Annotated in this window: 15 protein-coding genes; 2 read left to right on the top strand and 13 right to left on the bottom strand. The window is 66.2% G+C overall.

Annotated features, from left to right (window positions below):
- Nucleotides 1-5 precede the first annotated feature (5 nt).
- The 12 genes from IAE60_RS17810 to IAE60_RS17755 form a co-directional block, all read right to left on the bottom strand.
- Complete coding sequence (locus IAE60_RS17810) at nucleotides 6-641, bottom strand: PepSY-associated TM helix domain-containing protein (protein ID WP_187573249.1); 636 nt, start codon at nucleotides 639-641, stop codon at nucleotides 6-8.
- Nucleotides 642-742: 101 nt separating this feature from the next.
- On the bottom strand, nucleotides 743-3121 hold the full coding sequence (locus tag IAE60_RS17805) for a TonB-dependent receptor domain-containing protein (protein ID WP_187573248.1): 2379 nt from the start codon (nucleotides 3119-3121) through the stop codon (nucleotides 743-745).
- 93 nt (nucleotides 3122-3214) lie between these two features.
- Nucleotides 3215-3667 (bottom strand): hypothetical protein, encoded by a 453-nt coding sequence (locus IAE60_RS17800; protein WP_187573247.1) that lies wholly within the window; start codon nucleotides 3665-3667, stop codon nucleotides 3215-3217.
- Between the two features lie 101 nt (nucleotides 3668-3768).
- Entirely contained in the window at nucleotides 3769-4455 is a 687-nt protein-coding gene (locus IAE60_RS17795) for a Fe2+-dependent dioxygenase (RefSeq protein WP_187574800.1), read from the bottom strand.
- 64 nt (nucleotides 4456-4519) lie between these two features.
- The gene (locus tag IAE60_RS17790; protein ID WP_187573246.1) at nucleotides 4520-6853 is read right to left on the bottom strand and encodes a TonB-dependent receptor; all 2334 of its coding nucleotides are present in this window, start codon (nucleotides 6851-6853) and stop codon (nucleotides 4520-4522) included.
- A 583-nt stretch (nucleotides 6854-7436) separates the two neighbouring features.
- Nucleotides 7437-7769, bottom strand: a complete 333-nt coding sequence (locus tag IAE60_RS17785; protein ID WP_187573245.1) for a non-heme iron oxygenase ferredoxin subunit — start codon at nucleotides 7767-7769, stop codon at nucleotides 7437-7439.
- Nucleotides 7766-8305, bottom strand: a complete 540-nt coding sequence (locus IAE60_RS17780; protein WP_187573244.1) for a GNAT family N-acetyltransferase — start codon at nucleotides 8303-8305, stop codon at nucleotides 7766-7768. Before IAE60_RS17780 ends, IAE60_RS17785 begins: the two co-directional genes overlap by 4 nt.
- A gap of 39 nt (nucleotides 8306-8344) precedes the next feature.
- Complete coding sequence (locus IAE60_RS17775; protein WP_187573243.1) at nucleotides 8345-9592, bottom strand: cysteine desulfurase; 1248 nt, start codon at nucleotides 9590-9592, stop codon at nucleotides 8345-8347.
- Nucleotides 9589-10851, bottom strand: a complete 1263-nt coding sequence (gene sufD, locus IAE60_RS17770; RefSeq protein ID WP_187573242.1) for a Fe-S cluster assembly protein SufD — start codon at nucleotides 10849-10851, stop codon at nucleotides 9589-9591. Before sufD ends, IAE60_RS17775 begins: the two co-directional genes overlap by 4 nt.
- Nucleotides 10851-11615: a Fe-S cluster assembly ATPase SufC gene (sufC, locus tag IAE60_RS17765; RefSeq protein ID WP_187573241.1), complete on the bottom strand. Its 765-nt coding sequence runs from the start codon at nucleotides 11613-11615 to the stop codon at nucleotides 10851-10853. Before sufC ends, sufD begins: the two co-directional genes overlap by 1 nt.
- Before the next feature lie 175 nt (nucleotides 11616-11790).
- Entirely contained in the window at nucleotides 11791-13230 is a 1440-nt protein-coding gene (gene sufB / locus IAE60_RS17760) for a Fe-S cluster assembly protein SufB (protein ID WP_187573240.1), read from the bottom strand.
- A gap of 15 nt (nucleotides 13231-13245) precedes the next feature.
- On the bottom strand, nucleotides 13246-13707 hold the full coding sequence (locus IAE60_RS17755) for an SUF system Fe-S cluster assembly regulator (protein ID WP_187573239.1): 462 nt from the start codon (nucleotides 13705-13707) through the stop codon (nucleotides 13246-13248).
- Nucleotides 13708-13914: 207 nt separating this feature from the next.
- On the opposite strand from IAE60_RS17755, the gene IAE60_RS17750 reads away from it, so the two are divergent.
- On the top strand, nucleotides 13915-14112 hold the full coding sequence (locus tag IAE60_RS17750) for a hypothetical protein (protein ID WP_187573238.1): 198 nt from the start codon (nucleotides 13915-13917) through the stop codon (nucleotides 14110-14112).
- 15 nt (nucleotides 14113-14127) lie between these two features.
- On the opposite strand, the gene IAE60_RS17745 is transcribed toward IAE60_RS17750, so the two are convergent.
- The gene (locus tag IAE60_RS17745; protein ID WP_187573237.1) at nucleotides 14128-14664 is read right to left on the bottom strand and encodes a c-type cytochrome; all 537 of its coding nucleotides are present in this window, start codon (nucleotides 14662-14664) and stop codon (nucleotides 14128-14130) included.
- 152 nt (nucleotides 14665-14816) lie between these two features.
- On the opposite strand from IAE60_RS17745, the gene IAE60_RS17740 reads away from it, so the two are divergent.
- Nucleotides 14817-15290, top strand: a complete 474-nt coding sequence (locus tag IAE60_RS17740; RefSeq protein ID WP_162109651.1) for an SET domain-containing protein — start codon at nucleotides 14817-14819, stop codon at nucleotides 15288-15290.
- Nucleotides 15291-15381: the final 91 nt, after the last annotated feature.

Raw genomic sequence — 15381 nt, 5'->3', positions numbered from 1 at the left:
GGGGATCAATGGATGAAAAGCAGCGCGATCAGCAGCGGCACCAGCAGGCCCAGGCCCACCATCGGCCAGGTCATGCGGCGCTGCCGCCCGTGCAGGTAGAGCAGGAACAGGCCGGTGATGCAGAACACCAGGCACGCCACGGCGAAGATGTCCAGGAACCATCCCCACGCCGGTCCGGCGTTGCGGCCCTTGTGGAGGTCGTTGAAATAGGAGATCCAGCCGCGGCGGGTCCGTTCGTACTCGACCGCCCCCGTTTCGCGATCGATGCTGAGCCAGGCGTCGGTGCCGGGGCCCGGCATCGAGAGATAGAGCTCCATGTCCGACCACTCGGCCGGTCGTTTCCCGATCGATATCGACAGTTCCTGCTCCAGCCAATCGCCCACGGCCGCAGGCAGGGGGGCATTGCCTTCCTGTCGATCGCCCAGCATGGCGACGACGGGTGCAGGAAGGGTAGCGGTAAGGTGGGTGACCTCGGGCGAGGCTTCGATCTTCGCGGCGTGGTTTAGCGTGATCCCCGTAATGGCGAACAGCAGCATCCCGATCAGGCAGACGGCCGAACTGATCCAGTGCCACTGATGCAACGTGCGCAGCCAGAAACCGCGGCGTTGTTGCTGGAGGGCAGGGGAAACGGGAGCGGACAACGGCACTCTCAAGGCGGAAGGAACAGGCGGCCATTACATCATGGATGAGAATAACTCTCAATTGAGAGGCGTTCCCACCGGCGCGGGAACGCCCCGACGGCTCAGAAGCTGACGTTGAGGCTCAGCCACAGGTTCCGAGACTTGTCCTTGTTGTTGTAGTCGTCCAGGTACGACACCTCGTTGGACGTATAGATGCTGTCGTTGTTGAGGTCATTGAAGACCGTCTGGAAGGTGGTGAAATCTTCGTCGAGCAGGTTATTGATGCGGCCCGACACCGTCACATGCTCGTTGAAGCGGTACTGCGCGCCCAGGTGCAGCACCGTGTAGTCCTGGTAGTCCCGGCGGACCCCGTTGATCGTGTCGCGATAGCGCTTGGAGCGGGCTTCGGCGAGCAGCTGCATGCTGAAGCGGTCGTTCGCCTGCCAGTTCAAGCTGGCGTTGGCCATGTGGCGGGCGGTGTTGGTCAGCGGCAGGCCCTTCTGTGCCCCGCTCAGTTGCTCGCTGTCGGTGAAGGTGTAGTTGGCGCGCAGCGACAGGGTCTCCGTGATGCCCCAACGTCCGGCGACTTCCACACCCTGGATGCGCACTTCGTCGATGTTGATGTTCTGCGCATACGTCGTATAGCCCAGCAGCGCGTAATCGCCGAGGTTGGCGCAGGGACGCATGCCGCCGGTCTGCTCGCAGCTGAGACTGGTTTCTCCGCGCGCGATCTTGTCGTCGAAGTCGTTGCGGAACACGGTGAGATTGACGTTGTGCGCGTCGTCGGGCGAGGTCCAGTACAGCGCGATCTCGCTGTTGACGCTGGTCTCGGGCTGCAGGTCCGGGTTGCCGACGAAGGGCGTGGTGCCCTGGCCGCCGAATCCGGTGACACCGTCGTACAGGTCGGTGGTCTTGGGCGTCTTGAAGCCGGTGCTGACGCCGCCCTTCAACGTCCATGCTGTGCTGATGTCCCACACGGCATAGGCGCGTGGACTGAGCTGGCTGCCGAACACGCTGTGATCGTCGCGGCGCAAGCCAAGCGTGATGGTCAGTGCATCGAGTGGATTCCAGTTGTCCTCGGCGAACAGCGACCACATCCTGTGCTCCTGGACGGTGCCGCCGCCATCGCCGCCGCCTTCCATGCCGAACACGCCGTCTTCCAGTTCGCCGTCGATCACCTGGCCGCCGACGACGAAGCGGTGCGCCTCGCCGACGGCGAAATCCAGTTTGGCGTCCAGCGTGTACTGGCGGCTTTCCATCGTGCGCTTCGGACGCGGGAGGAAGGTATCCATGGCCAGTTGCTGGCGCTGCGCACGCGTCATTCCGGCATAGGGGCCGGTAGCGCAGGTAACGGCGTTGTTGCAGTAGATGTCCTGGTGCAGCAGCCGCTCGGCAACGGTGAACGGCAGCGTGCGGCCGTGGTTGCCGGTGTCGATGTGCGCAAGCGAGACGAAGCTGTCGCCGAACGTCCACTGACCGTTGTGGGTCACCGACCACTGGTCGCGGGTGAATTCCTGATCGGCCGCGTATCCCACCCGTGGCGCCGCGCGCCAGATGCCGTCCAGTCCGTCCACGGTGCCCAACGGATACGTCTCGGTGCCCAGATTGTTGATGTACGGCGTGTTGTCGTACACCTGCCTGGACGTGTCGTCGTCGAAGATGACGCTCTGGCTGTCCGTCGGCGTCCAGCTCAGCGTCACGCCCGCGCTCTTGTTGGTGTTGTCCACGGTCTTGCCGCCGCCACCGAAGCCCAGCGCCCGCTCGAACACCTTACCGTCCGGCGCGGTGATCGCCTCGTATTCGGGCGTCGACGCGTCCCGCTCGTACCACGAACCGCGCACGCCCAGGCCCAAACGTTCCTTCACCAGCGGCCCCATCAACATGAAGTCGAAGGTGCTGTCGCTGCCGAAATCGCGGTTCTCCTGGATGCCGTGGCCGAGCGTGGCCGAGCCCTGCCAGCGGTCCGACACCTTGCGCGTGATGATGTTGATCACCCCGCCCAACGCGTCGGCGCCGTACAGGGTGGACGCCGGCCCGCGGATCACTTCGATGCGCTGGATCATGTCCAGCGGCGGAATATGGTTGAACTGGTTGCCGCCGAACGAGTTGGGGTAGATGTCGCCGTGGTTGTTCTGGCGCCTGCCGTCGATCAGGATCAGCGTGTAGTCCGGCCCCATGCCACGGATGCTGATGGTCTTCTGTCCCGTCTTGTCGGAGGTCTCGCCGACATCGACGCCCTCCAGATCGCGCACGGCGTCGATCAGGGTGATGTAGGGGCGCTGGCGCAGTTCCTCCGCGGAGATCACGCTGATGCTGGCGGGTGCGTCGGTGATCTTCTGTTCGAAACCGGAGGCCGTGACGACAACGGTGTCGAGGGTGCTGACATCGGCGGCATCGGCCGCGGGCTGCGCGATGGCGGGGGCAGTGGCGACGGACAGCAGGGCGAGGGCAAGGCGGTTGCGACGCAGCGAGGCGCGCACGGACGTACGGATGACGTTCATGGGATCCGGGAAGAAGTGGGCAGCAGAGGCGCGGTCGCGCGGGTGCGCGATCAGCAGAAAGCAGCGTCCGGGATCGGACGGGCCGCGAGCGGATCAGGCGACAGGAGGTGCCTGGCCGTGATGCAGGCTCAATGACGGATCCAGGCGGTGCAGGGCGCCAGAGGCATCCGACATGCGCGGGTCCGGTTGCGGACCGCCATGCCCCCGCCGTGATGAAGATAGGCGCGATGCGGCGTCGTGGGTATGCCCTGGCGAGCGGGTGGTTTTCACCTTCAGGGCGGTCAGTCGTGCCTTCTTCGCGGGGAGGTCGCGGTGGCGGTCCTCGCGAGCGCCCTCTGCATAGTCGCGGGACTCGCCTGCGACCAGCGCGGGTGACGTCTGGGCAGCAGCAACCGCCCGGCCCGTGCCGGAAGAGACCGGTGAGTGGAATCCCAGCAGCATGGACAGCGCGATCACGATGGCCGCGATGCCCAGCCCCGACCACCAGGGTGCGCGTGCCGATCTCGGTGCGTGCAGGCCGATCGGGTTGTCAGGCGGTTGATTCAAGAAGGTCCCCAGGGCACGCGCCAGTTCGGCGGGCCGTTACGGGGCATTTTAAATGAGAATACTTATCAAGTGCAAACAAGATTTAATCTTGCTTGGCTTCCTCAGGTCTCCGCCCACTGCCTGAGGAGGTTGTGGTACACGCCGGTCAGCTGGACCAGGGAGGCATGCTCGGGCACGTCCACGGTCAGGCGGCGGATGGACAGGTCCAGTTCGAACAGCAGCCGGCGATGACCATCGTCGCGGACCATGCTCTGCATCCAGAAGAACGACGCCACGCGCGCGCCGCGGGTCACCGGCGTCACCTTGTGCAGGCTGGTGCCCGGATACAGCACCATGTGGCCGGCGGGCAGCTTCACGCGCTGCGTGCCGAAGGTGTCCTCGATGACGAGTTCTCCGCCGTCGTAGTCCTCCGGCGCGCTGAGGAACAGCGTGGCCGACAGGTCCGTCCGCACGGGTTCCACGCCGCCGCGGCTACGGTCATAGCGGACTGCATTGTCCACGTGATACCCGAACGATTGGCCGCCGTCATAGCGGTTGAACAGCGGCGGATAGATGCGCTTGGGCAGGGCTGCGGAGAAGAAGGTGCTGTTGCGCGACAGCGCATCCAGGATCAGGGCACCGACTTCGCGGGCCGCGGGAGAATCCTCCGGCAGCTGAGCATTGTCCTTGGCCTTGGCCGACTGGTAGCCCGCGGTGATGCGGCCGTCCGCCCAGTCGGCGGCGTCCAACTGCGCGCGGGCCTGCGCGACCTGTTCCGGCGTCAACACCTCGGGTATGGCGAGCAGCATGTCGATGACCTCGAATGGAGCACCTTGTCCATTGTGCATGGACAAGGTGCGAGCGATGCCCGCCTCAGAAGCGGAGCGTGGCCGTCAGCACCGCCGAGCGACCTTCGCCGGGATTGGCCCAGCCGTTGCCGGCGGTGACCACGCCCGCGGCATCGACGGTCAGGTTGTTGCGGATGCCCGTGTAGTACTCCTCGTCAAACAGGTTGCTGACGTTGATCTGCAGGCCGATCCGTTCGTTGATCTGGTAACCGATCATGGCGCGGTGCACCCAGTAGGCGTCCGTCTTCCGATACACGGCCTCGTTCGCGTTGTTCGGATAGAACGAGTCCTGATAGGTCGTGCCGTAGCCGAAGGTCCAGTCGCCCAGTGCGTAAGTGGTCCACAGGCTGGCCGCGTGGCGCGGCGTCTGGGTCAGTTCGCGGCCCTTGACCGGATCGCTCGCGGCTTCATCCGCCGCGTTCTGAAGTACTTCGCTGTCAAGAAAGGTGTAGTTGGCGAACACTGCCCACTCACGCGTGATGTTGCCGGCCATGCCCAGCGCAAGACCGTCCACGCGGGCCTTGCCATCCAGTACCTGCTCGGGCTGCAGCGGATCGGCGCTGGCCACCTTGTAGTTCCGGCGCTCGTTGCGGAACAGTGCCGCGGTCAGGGCAAGGCGGTTCTCCAGCACGTCCCACTTTGTGCCCAGTTCGACGTTGACCGCGGTTTCGGGATCCACGTTGCACGTGTTGGCGTTGCAGGCGCCGTTGACCGAGGTCTTCGATGGCGTCTTGCTGTTGGCGTACGACAGGTAGACGCTGGCGTTGTCGGCCGGCTTGTAGACCACGCCTGCGCGGTAGGAGAACAGATCCTCTTCGTTCTCGAAGCGGTTGGTCACACCGGTGATCCGGCCTTCGGTCACGCCATAGGTCACCGTATCGCCTTCGTTGTGTTCGTAACGCGTGCCCACGTTCAGCAGCCACCGGTCATTGAACTTCAACGTATCGAACACGTATACCGCCTGGTTGTCCAAGCTGCCGTCGGTGTGGCCGGTACGGACGAAATTCCTGGGACCGGTCCACACGTTGTAGGGATTGTCGAGGTCCTGCAGCGGATAGCTGCTGTTGTCGTTGGCGAGTTCGCTGCCGTCTGCATTGCGGAAGCCGGAGCCGCTGTCGAGCTCGAAATCCTCCTTGCTGAACGATACGCCGGCCACCACATCGTGGCGTACCGCACCGGTGTCGAAACCGAACGACAAGTCCGTCTGGCTGTGCGCGATGAAGTTCTCCGTATCGCGGACAAAACCGCGGGGCCCGCCGGTCGGAGACCATGTGCCCGGCGGCTGGACGGTGCCGGCCGGCACGCCCGGACCGACAGGCAGGGTCGCGCAGGCACCTCCCGTATAGGGATTGGTGCCGTTTGCCAGGCACCAGCTGCCCTGCAGTGCGGTGGCATTCGTGTACTGCTCCACGCGCTGCAGGCGCCCAAGGGAGCGCAGACTCACGTGGTCGCCGAAGTCCATCTCCAGTACGCCGGTCAGCATGTCGACATCGCTTTCCTGGCGCGACGTGTTCCGGTAACCGAAGTACGTTTCGCGATCAACGCCGGGCAGCGGGCCATCATTGAACGGGCTCAGCGCGAACGGCACCCCGTACTGCGGCATGTTGTTGTCGTGCTGGTGCAGGTAACTCAGCGTGAAGCGGGTATCGGAACCCAGGCCGAATGCGATCGACGGCGCGAAGCCCCAGCGGTGCTTGAACTCCTCGTCGCGGCCCGGGACATCCTGGGTATGTCCCATCGCATTCAGACGCACGGCGACGCCGTTCTCGAAGTCGAAGTTGCTGTCGGCCGTCACGCGGCCGTACTTGTCGGATCCTGCGCCCACGGTGAAGGTGTTGAAGTCGCCTTCGCGCGCGGTCTTGCTGACCAGGTTGATGTTGCCGCCAACGGAGCCAGCGCCTGACATGGCGGAATTGGCGCCGTTGATCAGTTCGATCGATTCCAGATTGAACGTGTCGCTGCGCGTGTACTGCGCGCTGTCGCGTACCCCGTCGGTGGTGATGTCGCTGCTGGCGGTGAAGCCGCGCAGGTTGATGCTGTCGCCATACCCGCCACCGCCTTCGCCTGCGCCGAAGGTGATGCCGGGCAGCGTGCTGAGTACGTCCTTCAGGCCCAGCAGGTTCTGCTGCGCCATGACCTCGCTGGTCACCACGGTAATGGTCTGCGGCGTGTCCACCAGCGCCTCGGTGTACTTCGGCGAGCTGGCTTTCTGCACGCGTTCACCGTGAACTTCCACGGTGTCCAGTTCCTTGGCCTGCATGGCGGCATCGGCGGGGGCATCGCCGGTGGGAGCGGCCATGGCCGGGGCCGTGATGGCGAGGAGCAGGGCAGCGGTCAGCGGGGAGGGGCGGAAGTTCATAGGCATCCTTGGTGTGCTTGAGCGGATGACCCGGTGGCGAAGGCTACGGGACGGAGAGGGAACGGATTCGTGTCTTGCGCACGGCGTTCGGTGTGCCGGCGAAACGAGGCGTCACGCGACGGCGCTCGGCGCCGCAGGAAATCAGCGGGGAGGACCGCAGCCGCGATAGGCGGGGGATCGCGCACGCGGATCGTCGTGCATCGAGAAGGCGGGGTATCGCCCTTGGAGGGGACACCGCGGCGCGGATGCGCGTCCATGGCCCGTCGCCGGCTCGGAGTCGGCAGGCAGGGGCAAGGCGTCGTGGTCGGCGTCGTGATCACGCGCGGTCAGCGCGAAGGCCTCGCTTGCCGGAACGACGGTGGTCAGGGCCGGGGTGTCGTCAACGGGCCGTACCGTCGTAGCGTGGAGCCCGCCCGCGAACAGCGTCACGCATGCCAGCAGCAGGCAGACGACGGTCGACAGGACGGGGTTGGGGACGCGCGGCACCGGAGCCTCAAAGAGACGGGCTGCGGCGATCTGCCGCAGGGTGCGACAGGATAATGAGAATGATTTGCGATTACAACAGAATGTTCACATTCCGCGGTCAGTCCCGGTCGTCCCGTGTCCAGATGCCGCCATGCTCCAGCCGCACCGGAAACTTCGCCACCGGCGAGTAGGCCGGCGCGCACAGGGCACGGCCATCGCGGACGTCGAAACGCGCCCCGTGCAGGACGCATTCGATGCTGGCGTCCGCCGGATCGAAGTGGCCGGAGGACAGTTCGAAGTCCTCATGGCTGCACTTGTCTTCCAGCGCATACAGCTCGCCGTCGTGGTTGAGGACCACGATGGGCGTGCCAGTGACCTCGTCGAACACGGTTTTCAGCTCGCCGGGGAGCAGCTCGCCTGCGGCGCATACGAACGTCCAGGTCTCGCTCATGCGGCGGCTCCCGTCAGCGGTTTCTCCAGGATCTCGAAGCGCAGGTCCGCGCGCTTGGGAATGCCGTAGCGCTCGTCGCCGTAGGGGAAGGGCTTCTTGATGCCCGTGCGCGCGTAGCCGCGGCGTTCATAGAACGCGATCAGCTCGTCGCGGATGTCGATCACGGTCATGCGCATGGTCGGCAGCTGCCACTCCTCGCGCGCGATGCGTTCGGCCTCGCCCAGCATGGCCTTGCCCACGCCGCCGCCCTGTAGGTCGGGGCGTACCGAGAACATGCCGAAGTAGCCCGCGCCGTCCTCCTCGGCCACGTGCGCGCATGCCAGCATTTCGCCGCCACGCTCTGCAACCAGAATGCGGCTGCGTGCGCGGCCGATGTCGCGCGCGAGGACATCGGGGTCGATGCGCTGGCCGTCCAGCAGGTCGGCTTCCGTCGTCCAGCCCTGCCGGCTGACGTCGCCGCGGTAGGCGGACGTGACTAGGGCGACGAGGGCCGGGATGTCGGCGTGGTTGGCGGGGCGGAAGCTGAGGGTATCCATGCCGTCCATTGTAGGGCGGCTGCGGGCATGCCCGCATCGTTACGCCAGCAGGGCGCGCGCCTTTTTCAGGGCGGCGATGAAGGCGTCCACTTCCTCGTGCGTGTTGTAGAACGCGAATGAGGCCCGCAGCGTGGCGGCTACCCCGTAGAACTGCAGCAGCGGGTGTGCGCAGTGCTGGCCGGAACGGACGGCGACGCCTTCCAGGTCCAGCAGCGTGGCCAGGTCGTGCGCGTGCGCCCCTTCGATCAGGAACGAGATCACCGCCGCCTTGTCCGGTGCGCGGCCGACGATGCGCAGGCCGTCGATCCGGTCCAGTTCCTCGGTGGCGTGCGCCAACAGTTCGGCCTCGCGGGCTTCCACGTTCGCCATGCCCAGCGCGTCCAGGTAGTCCACGGCCGCGCCCAGTCCGATGAAACCGGCGATGTTGGGCGTGCCGGCTTCGAACCGGTGCGGCGGGTCGTTGAACACCGTGCCGTCGAAGCTCACTTCCTTGATCATCTCGCCGCCGCCGATGAACGGCGGCATGACCTGCAGGTGTTCCTTGCGCGCCCACAGCGCGCCGGTGCCGGTGGGGCCGCACATCTTGTGGCCGGTGAACGCGTAGAAATCGCACCCTATGGCAGCGATATCGACCGCGCGGTGCGGCACCGCCTGCGAGCCGTCCACCACGGTCACGATGCCGCGCTTGCGGGCTTCGCGACAGATCTCGCGCACCGGATTGACCGTCCCCAGCACGTTGGAGGTGTGAGTGATCGCCAGCAGCTTCACGTCGCCGGTCATGGCGGCGTGCAGCGCGTCCAGGTCGAGCGTGCCGTCGGCGTGGATCTCCGCGACCTTGATCGTCGCGCCGGTGCGCTGGGCCACGAGTTGCCACGGCACGATGTTGGCGTGGTGTTCCATGCGCGACACCAGGATGGTGTCGCCGGCCTTCAGGCGCGGCAGCGCCCACGAGTACGCCACCAGGTTGATCGCGAACGTGGTGCCGCTGCACAGCACCAGTTCGTCTGGCCGCACGTTGAGGAAGCGCGCCAGCCTCTTGCGCGCGCCTTCGTACGCATCCGTCGCTTCGGTGCCCAACGTGTGCACGGCACGGCTGACGTTGGCGTTGTGCTGGCGGTAGAAGTCATCGACCGTCTGGATCACCGATGCCGGCTTCTGGCCCGTGTTGGCGCTGTCCAGATAGATCAGCGGCTTGCCATTCACCTCCCGCGCGAGCAGCGGGAAGTCCTCGCGCACGCGCGCCCAGTCGATCGCGGTGCGGGCACCGGACAGGGCCTCGCGGTTCATGGTGCCTCCAGCGCCGCCAGCGCGGCGTCCACCCGGGCGAGCAGGGCTTCGCGCACGCCGGCATGCGCGATGACGCCCAGCGGTTCGCGGCAGAACGCGGTGGTGAGCAGCTGCCGGGCCTCGGCCTGCGTCAACCCGCGCGAGCGCAGGTAGAACAGGGCATTGGCGTCGAGCTGGCCGACCGTCGCGCCATGGGCGGCCTTCACCTCGTCGGCGTGGATCTCCAGTACGGGCTGGGTATCGATCTCCGCGTTGTCCGACAGCAGCAGGTTCTTGTTTGACAGCGCTGCATCGGTGCCGTCCGCACCCTCGCGGATCAGGATGCCGCCATGGAAGACCGCACGTCCACGGCCCGCGCCGAGTCCGCGCCAGGTCAGTTCGCAGGCGGTGTCCCGGCCGATGTGGTCGATGCCCAGGCGGGTATCGACATGCCGGCGCCCGCCGGCCAGCAGCACGCCGTTCGCCGTTAGGCGCGCGTTGTCGCCTTCCAGGCGTACGTTGAGCTCGTGGCGCGACAGCGCGGCGCCCAGCTCCAGGTCGACGCGCCGGTAGTCGGCATCGCGCGCGAGTACCGCGTCGGTACGCAGCAGCGAGGTGGCGCGCTCGCTGTCGCTCTGGATGCGCGCGTGCGAGAGGGTCGCACCCTTCGCCAGGTGCACGTGGCTCAGGGCGTTGATGAAGTGCGCGTGCGGCGTGGCAGCGAAGTGGTGTTCCACCACGGTCAGCGCGGCGCCTGCGCGCAGTTCGATCAGGTTGCGCAGATGCCAGGCGCGGTCGGCGCCGTCCTCGGTGCCGATGAAGACCAGATGCAGCGGCTGCTCGCTCCGCACGTCGGCCTCGGCGCGCAACAGCAGGCCTTCGGTCGCCAGCGCGGCGTTGAGCCGGGCGAAGACTTCGTCGGTGCGCTCGAAACGACGCTGCAGGAAGCGCGCCGCGTCGCCGCCCTCCGCCAGTGCCTCGGACAGCAGCTGCAGGCTGACGCCGTCCGGCAGGTCGGTGGTCAGCGACAGCGCGACCGAGTAGCGGCCGTTGACGAACACCGCGCGCGGCGCCGGGATGTCGGCCAGCAGCATCGGGTCCAGCGACGGCAGCGCCTCGACAGCGGCGAAGCTGCGACGTTCGAGTTGCCGCAGCGAGGTGTACTTCCACGCCTCGGTGCGCGGGCCGGGCAGGCCGTCGCGCAACGCCTCGTCGAGCGCAGCGCGGCGTGCAGCATCGCCGTGGAAGGTGGCCGACAGGGAATCCAGCAACGCGCTCATCAGGCGGCCTGCTCCGGAGCAACCCGGTCCTTGATCCACGCATAGCCGTGCTGTTCCAGCTCAAGCGCCAGTTCCGGGCCGCCGGTCTCGACGATGCGGCCGCCGGCCAGCACGTGCACCACGTCCGGCTTGATGTAGTCGAGCAGGCGCTGGTAGTGGGTGATGACCACGAACGCGCGGTCCGGCGAGCGCAGCGCATTGACGCCATCAGCCACGTTCTTCAGCGCGTCGATATCCAGGCCGCTGTCGGTCTCGTCCAGGATCGCCAGCTTCGGTTCCAGCACGGCCAGCTGGAAGATCTCGTTGCGCTTCTTCTCGCCGCCGCTGAAGCCTTCGTTGACGCCACGGTGGAGCAGTTCGTCCTTCAGGTGCAGCACGGCCAGCTTCTCGCGCACCAGCTTGAGGAACTGCATGGAATCCAGCTCCGCCTCGCCGCGCGCCTTGCGCTGGGCATTGAGCGCCGCACGCAGGAAATAGGTGTTGTTCACGCCCGGGATCTCGACCGGGTACTGGAAGGCCAGGAACACACCGGCGGCAGCGCGCTCTTCAGGTTCCAGGTCCAGCAGCGGCTTGCCGTCGAACTCGACGCTGCCGGCGGTGACCTCATAGCCCTCGCGGCCGGCCAGGATGTTGCCGAGCGTGGACTTGCCGGCGCCGTTGGGCCCCATGATGGCGTGCACTTCGCCCGGCTTCACCTCCAGCGAGAGGCCCTTGAGGATGTCCTTGCCGGCGACGCGGGCGTGGAGGTTGTCGATCTTGAGCATGTTCGTTTCCGTTTGATTCTTTCGAGCCCCTCTCCCGACGGCGACCAAATGAAGTCCCGTGGGAGAGAGGGGTTGGGGTGAGGGGCGATGGAGTCCAGATGTTTGAGAGCGCCGGACTTCGTTGCCCCTCATCCGCCCTACGGGCACCTTCTCCCGACGGGAGAAGGGAAAAGCCTTATCCCACGCTGCCTTCCAGCGAAACCTCCAGCAGCTTCTTGGCTTCCACCGCGAACTCCATCGGCAGTTCGCGGAAGACCTGCTTGCAGAAGCCGTCGACGATCATGCTGACGGCGTCTTCCTGGCCGATGCCGCGCGCGCGGCAGTAGAACAGCTGGTCGTCGCTGATCTTGGAGGTGGTGGCCTCGTGTTCCAGCGTCGCGGTGGGGTTCTTCACCTCGATGTAGGGGAAGGTGTGCGCGCCGCACTTCTTGCCGATCAACAGGCTGTCGCACTGGGTGTAATTGCGCGCGCCGTCGGCGTTGCGGTCCACCTTCACCAGGCCGCGGTAGGTGTTCTGGCCGCGGCCGGCGCTGATGCCCTTGCTGACGATCTTGGACTTGGTGCGCTTGCCGATGTGGATCATCTTGGTGCCGGTATCGGCCTGCTGGCGATGGTGGGTCAGCGCCACCGAGTGGAACTCGCCCACCGAGTCGTCGCCCAGCAGCACGCAGGATGGGTACTTCCAGGTGATCGCCGATCCGGTCTCCACCTGCGTCCAGGTCACCTTGCTGCGCGCGCCGCGGCATTCGGCACGCTTGGTGACGAAGTTGTAGATGCCGCCACGGCCTTCCTCGTCGCCCGGATACCAGTTCTGCACCGTCGAGTACTTGATCTCGGCGTCTTCCAGCGCGACCAGCTCGACGACCGCGGCGTGCAGCTGGTTCTCGTCGCGCATCGGTGCGGTGCAGCCTTCCAGGTAGGACACGTAGGCCTTGTCCTCGCAGATGATCAGCGTGCGCTCGAACTGGCCCGTGTGGCCGGCATTGATGCGGAAGTAGGTGCTCAGTTCCATCGGGCAGCGCACGCCCTTGGGGATGAACACGAAGCTGCCGTCGGAGAACACTGCCGAATTGAGGGCGGCGAAGTAGTTGTCGCCCACCGGCACCACGGTGCCCAGGTATTGCTTCACCAGTTCGGGATGCTCCTGGATCGCCTCCGACATCGAGCAGAAGATGATGCCCTTCTCGGCCAGTTCCTTGCGGAAGGTGGTGCCCACGGAGACGGAGTCAAACACCGCGTCAACCGCCACGCCGGCCAGCTTGGCGCGCTCGTGCAGCGGCACGCCCAGCTTGTCGTAGGTGTCCAGCAGTTCCTGCGGCACCTCGTCCAGCGAGGCGTATTTCGCCTTCGGCGCGCTGTAGTAGCTGATGGACTGGAAGTCGATGGCGCCTATCTTCAGCTTGGCCCAGTGCGGCGCCGGCATCGTCAGCCAGTGGCGGTACGCGGCCAGGCGCCATTCGGTCATCCACTCCGGTTCGTTCTTCTTCGCCGACAGGGCGCGGACGACGTCCTCGTCCAGGCCGGGCGGCAGCGAATCGGATTCGATGTCGGTGATGAAGCCGGCGTCGTAGCGACGTCCCAGCTGTTCCAGGATTTCAGCGTTCTCGGTGGCCATGGGGCTGCCTGCGGTTCAGCGGGTGGCGACCTGCACGGCGATGGGTCGCCTGCGCATGTCGTCGGAAGAGGAGGGGAGCGGGGCGATCATCTGCGCGAGGGTGAATCCGCGCAGGGCGTCGGCCACCACATCGTTGATCAGGCGCCAGTTGGCGCGCGCACCGCACTGGTGGGCGATGCCGCAGTGGCTTTCGCTCTGGCTGCATTCGGTCATCGCCAGCGGTCCTTCCATGGCCTCGACGATCTGGATCAGGCTGATGTCGGCCGCTTCGCGGCTCAGGCGGTAACCGCCGTGCACGCCGCGCAGGCCTTCCACCAGCCCGGCCTGCGCCAGCGGCTTCAGCACCTTGCTCACGGTCGGCGTTTCCAGGCCGGAATGCTCGGCCAGGTCGGACGCACTGAGGATCTCGCCCGGCCGGGCGGCGAGCACGGTAAGGACGACGGTGGCGTAGTCGGTCAGCTTGGTGACGCGGAGCATGGGACGGGGGAATCCATAAAACGTACCGAAATTGTACGCTTTTGGTCCGCCGGGCTCAAATGCGGGGGTTTCCCCCGTTCAGGCGGGTGCCGTGCGGCTGACGAATGTCACCCGCGAAGGCTGACGGCTTGGACTGATGCGGCCGCCGGCGCGCGGGGAAGATGGCCATCGTCCACTCCGGACGGTCTCTTTCCCAGGATTGCCACCATGAACACCACCCACGCTTCTTCCGCTTCCACGCCATCTGCCCGCAGCCTGGACCAGAGGTTCGTCTGGCGCGTGCTGCTCGCCATTGGCGGCGTGTACCTGGCCGTGAAGCTGTTTCGCGGACTCGGCCAGTTGTTCTGGACCGTGTTCGGTCTGGCGCTGGGCTTCTTCTGGATGTTCGACGGCCGCCTCGGATGAGGCGGCCCCAAGGCTTCAGTGGGCCGCAGGCGCATCTGCCGGCGGGGTCGGCAGCACCAGGCCCAGGTACGGCGCCGGCGGCGTCTGGCCCGGCGGCAGGGCCTCGGGCGCGGGCTGGCCGGCAGCGCCCAGCGAATGTATGAAGCGGTAGATCGCGCGACGGTCTTCCTCGGTCATCGCGCGCACGGCGAAGTCCGGCATCATCGGTCGGGTGCGCAGGTTGGCGCTGTATTCCAGCCATTGCGCTTCGGTCAGCTGCTGCATGCGCAGGCGCAGGTTGCTCGGATAGGTGGTACCCCACGGACCATGGAAGCCCATCGGCGAACCCACCAGCCAGCCCGCCTTGTCGGTCGTGCCGCCGGATTCGGCATAACCGGGCGTGTGGCAGTCGTTGCAGCCAGTGGTCCGCACCAGGTATTCGCCCCGGGCCAGGAGGTCGGTGTCGCTGGGCGTGGACGGCGGCAGACGCGAGCTGGTACGGGTTTCGGAGGGCTGGCAGGCGGACAGGGCCAGGCACATGGCGGTGGCGAACAGGATCGGGTTGGCGCGCATGGAGGCGGTCGCAATGAGGGGAACGGGCATCGAACGCGCCGCCCTGCGCGGACCGGCCACGCGTCCGAGCTGAGGCGTTCAGGCAACGGAAAGTTGGGAAACGCCGCGCGTTGGGCGAGAATCGTCCCTCCTCCCTCCCGCCGGACCCCCGCATGCCCCGCAAGATCGAAGCCCGCCAATCCGACATCCACGGCAACGGCGTGTTCGCCATCGCCCCGATCGAGAAGGGCGAGCGGGTGGTGGAATACAAGGGCAAGCGCCGCACGCACGAGGAAGTGGACGCCGACGACACCGGCGACGTGGACTCCGGCCACACCTTCCTATTCACGCTCAACGACGAGTACGTGATCGACGCCAACCACAAGGGCAACAAGGCGCGCTGGATCAACCACAGCTGCGATCCCAACTGCGAAGCGGTGATCGAAGAGCACGACGGCAAGAACCGCAAGAAGGACAAGGTGTTCATCGAGGCCATCCGCGCCATCAAGCCTGGCGAGGAGCTGACCTACAACTACGGCATCACCCTGGACGAGCCGCATACCGCGCGCCTGAAGAAGATCTGGGCGTGCCGGTGCGGCAGCAAGAAGTGCACGGGCACGATGCTGCAGCCCAAGAAAGGGCGCTGATCTCCACTTGGCACGGATGCCGCAGGAAGCCGGAAGGTTGAAATGACCGAAGGCAGGTGTGGCGACTGTGCCGCGCGGCTAACGTGCGCGC

Source organism: Pseudoxanthomonas mexicana (assembly GCF_014397415.1).
GTDB classification, from domain to species: domain Bacteria; phylum Pseudomonadota; class Gammaproteobacteria; order Xanthomonadales; family Xanthomonadaceae; genus Pseudoxanthomonas_A; species Pseudoxanthomonas_A mexicana.
The sequence above is the reverse complement of the archived record's forward strand: the minus strand, read 5'-3'. Positions and strand labels throughout refer to the sequence as shown.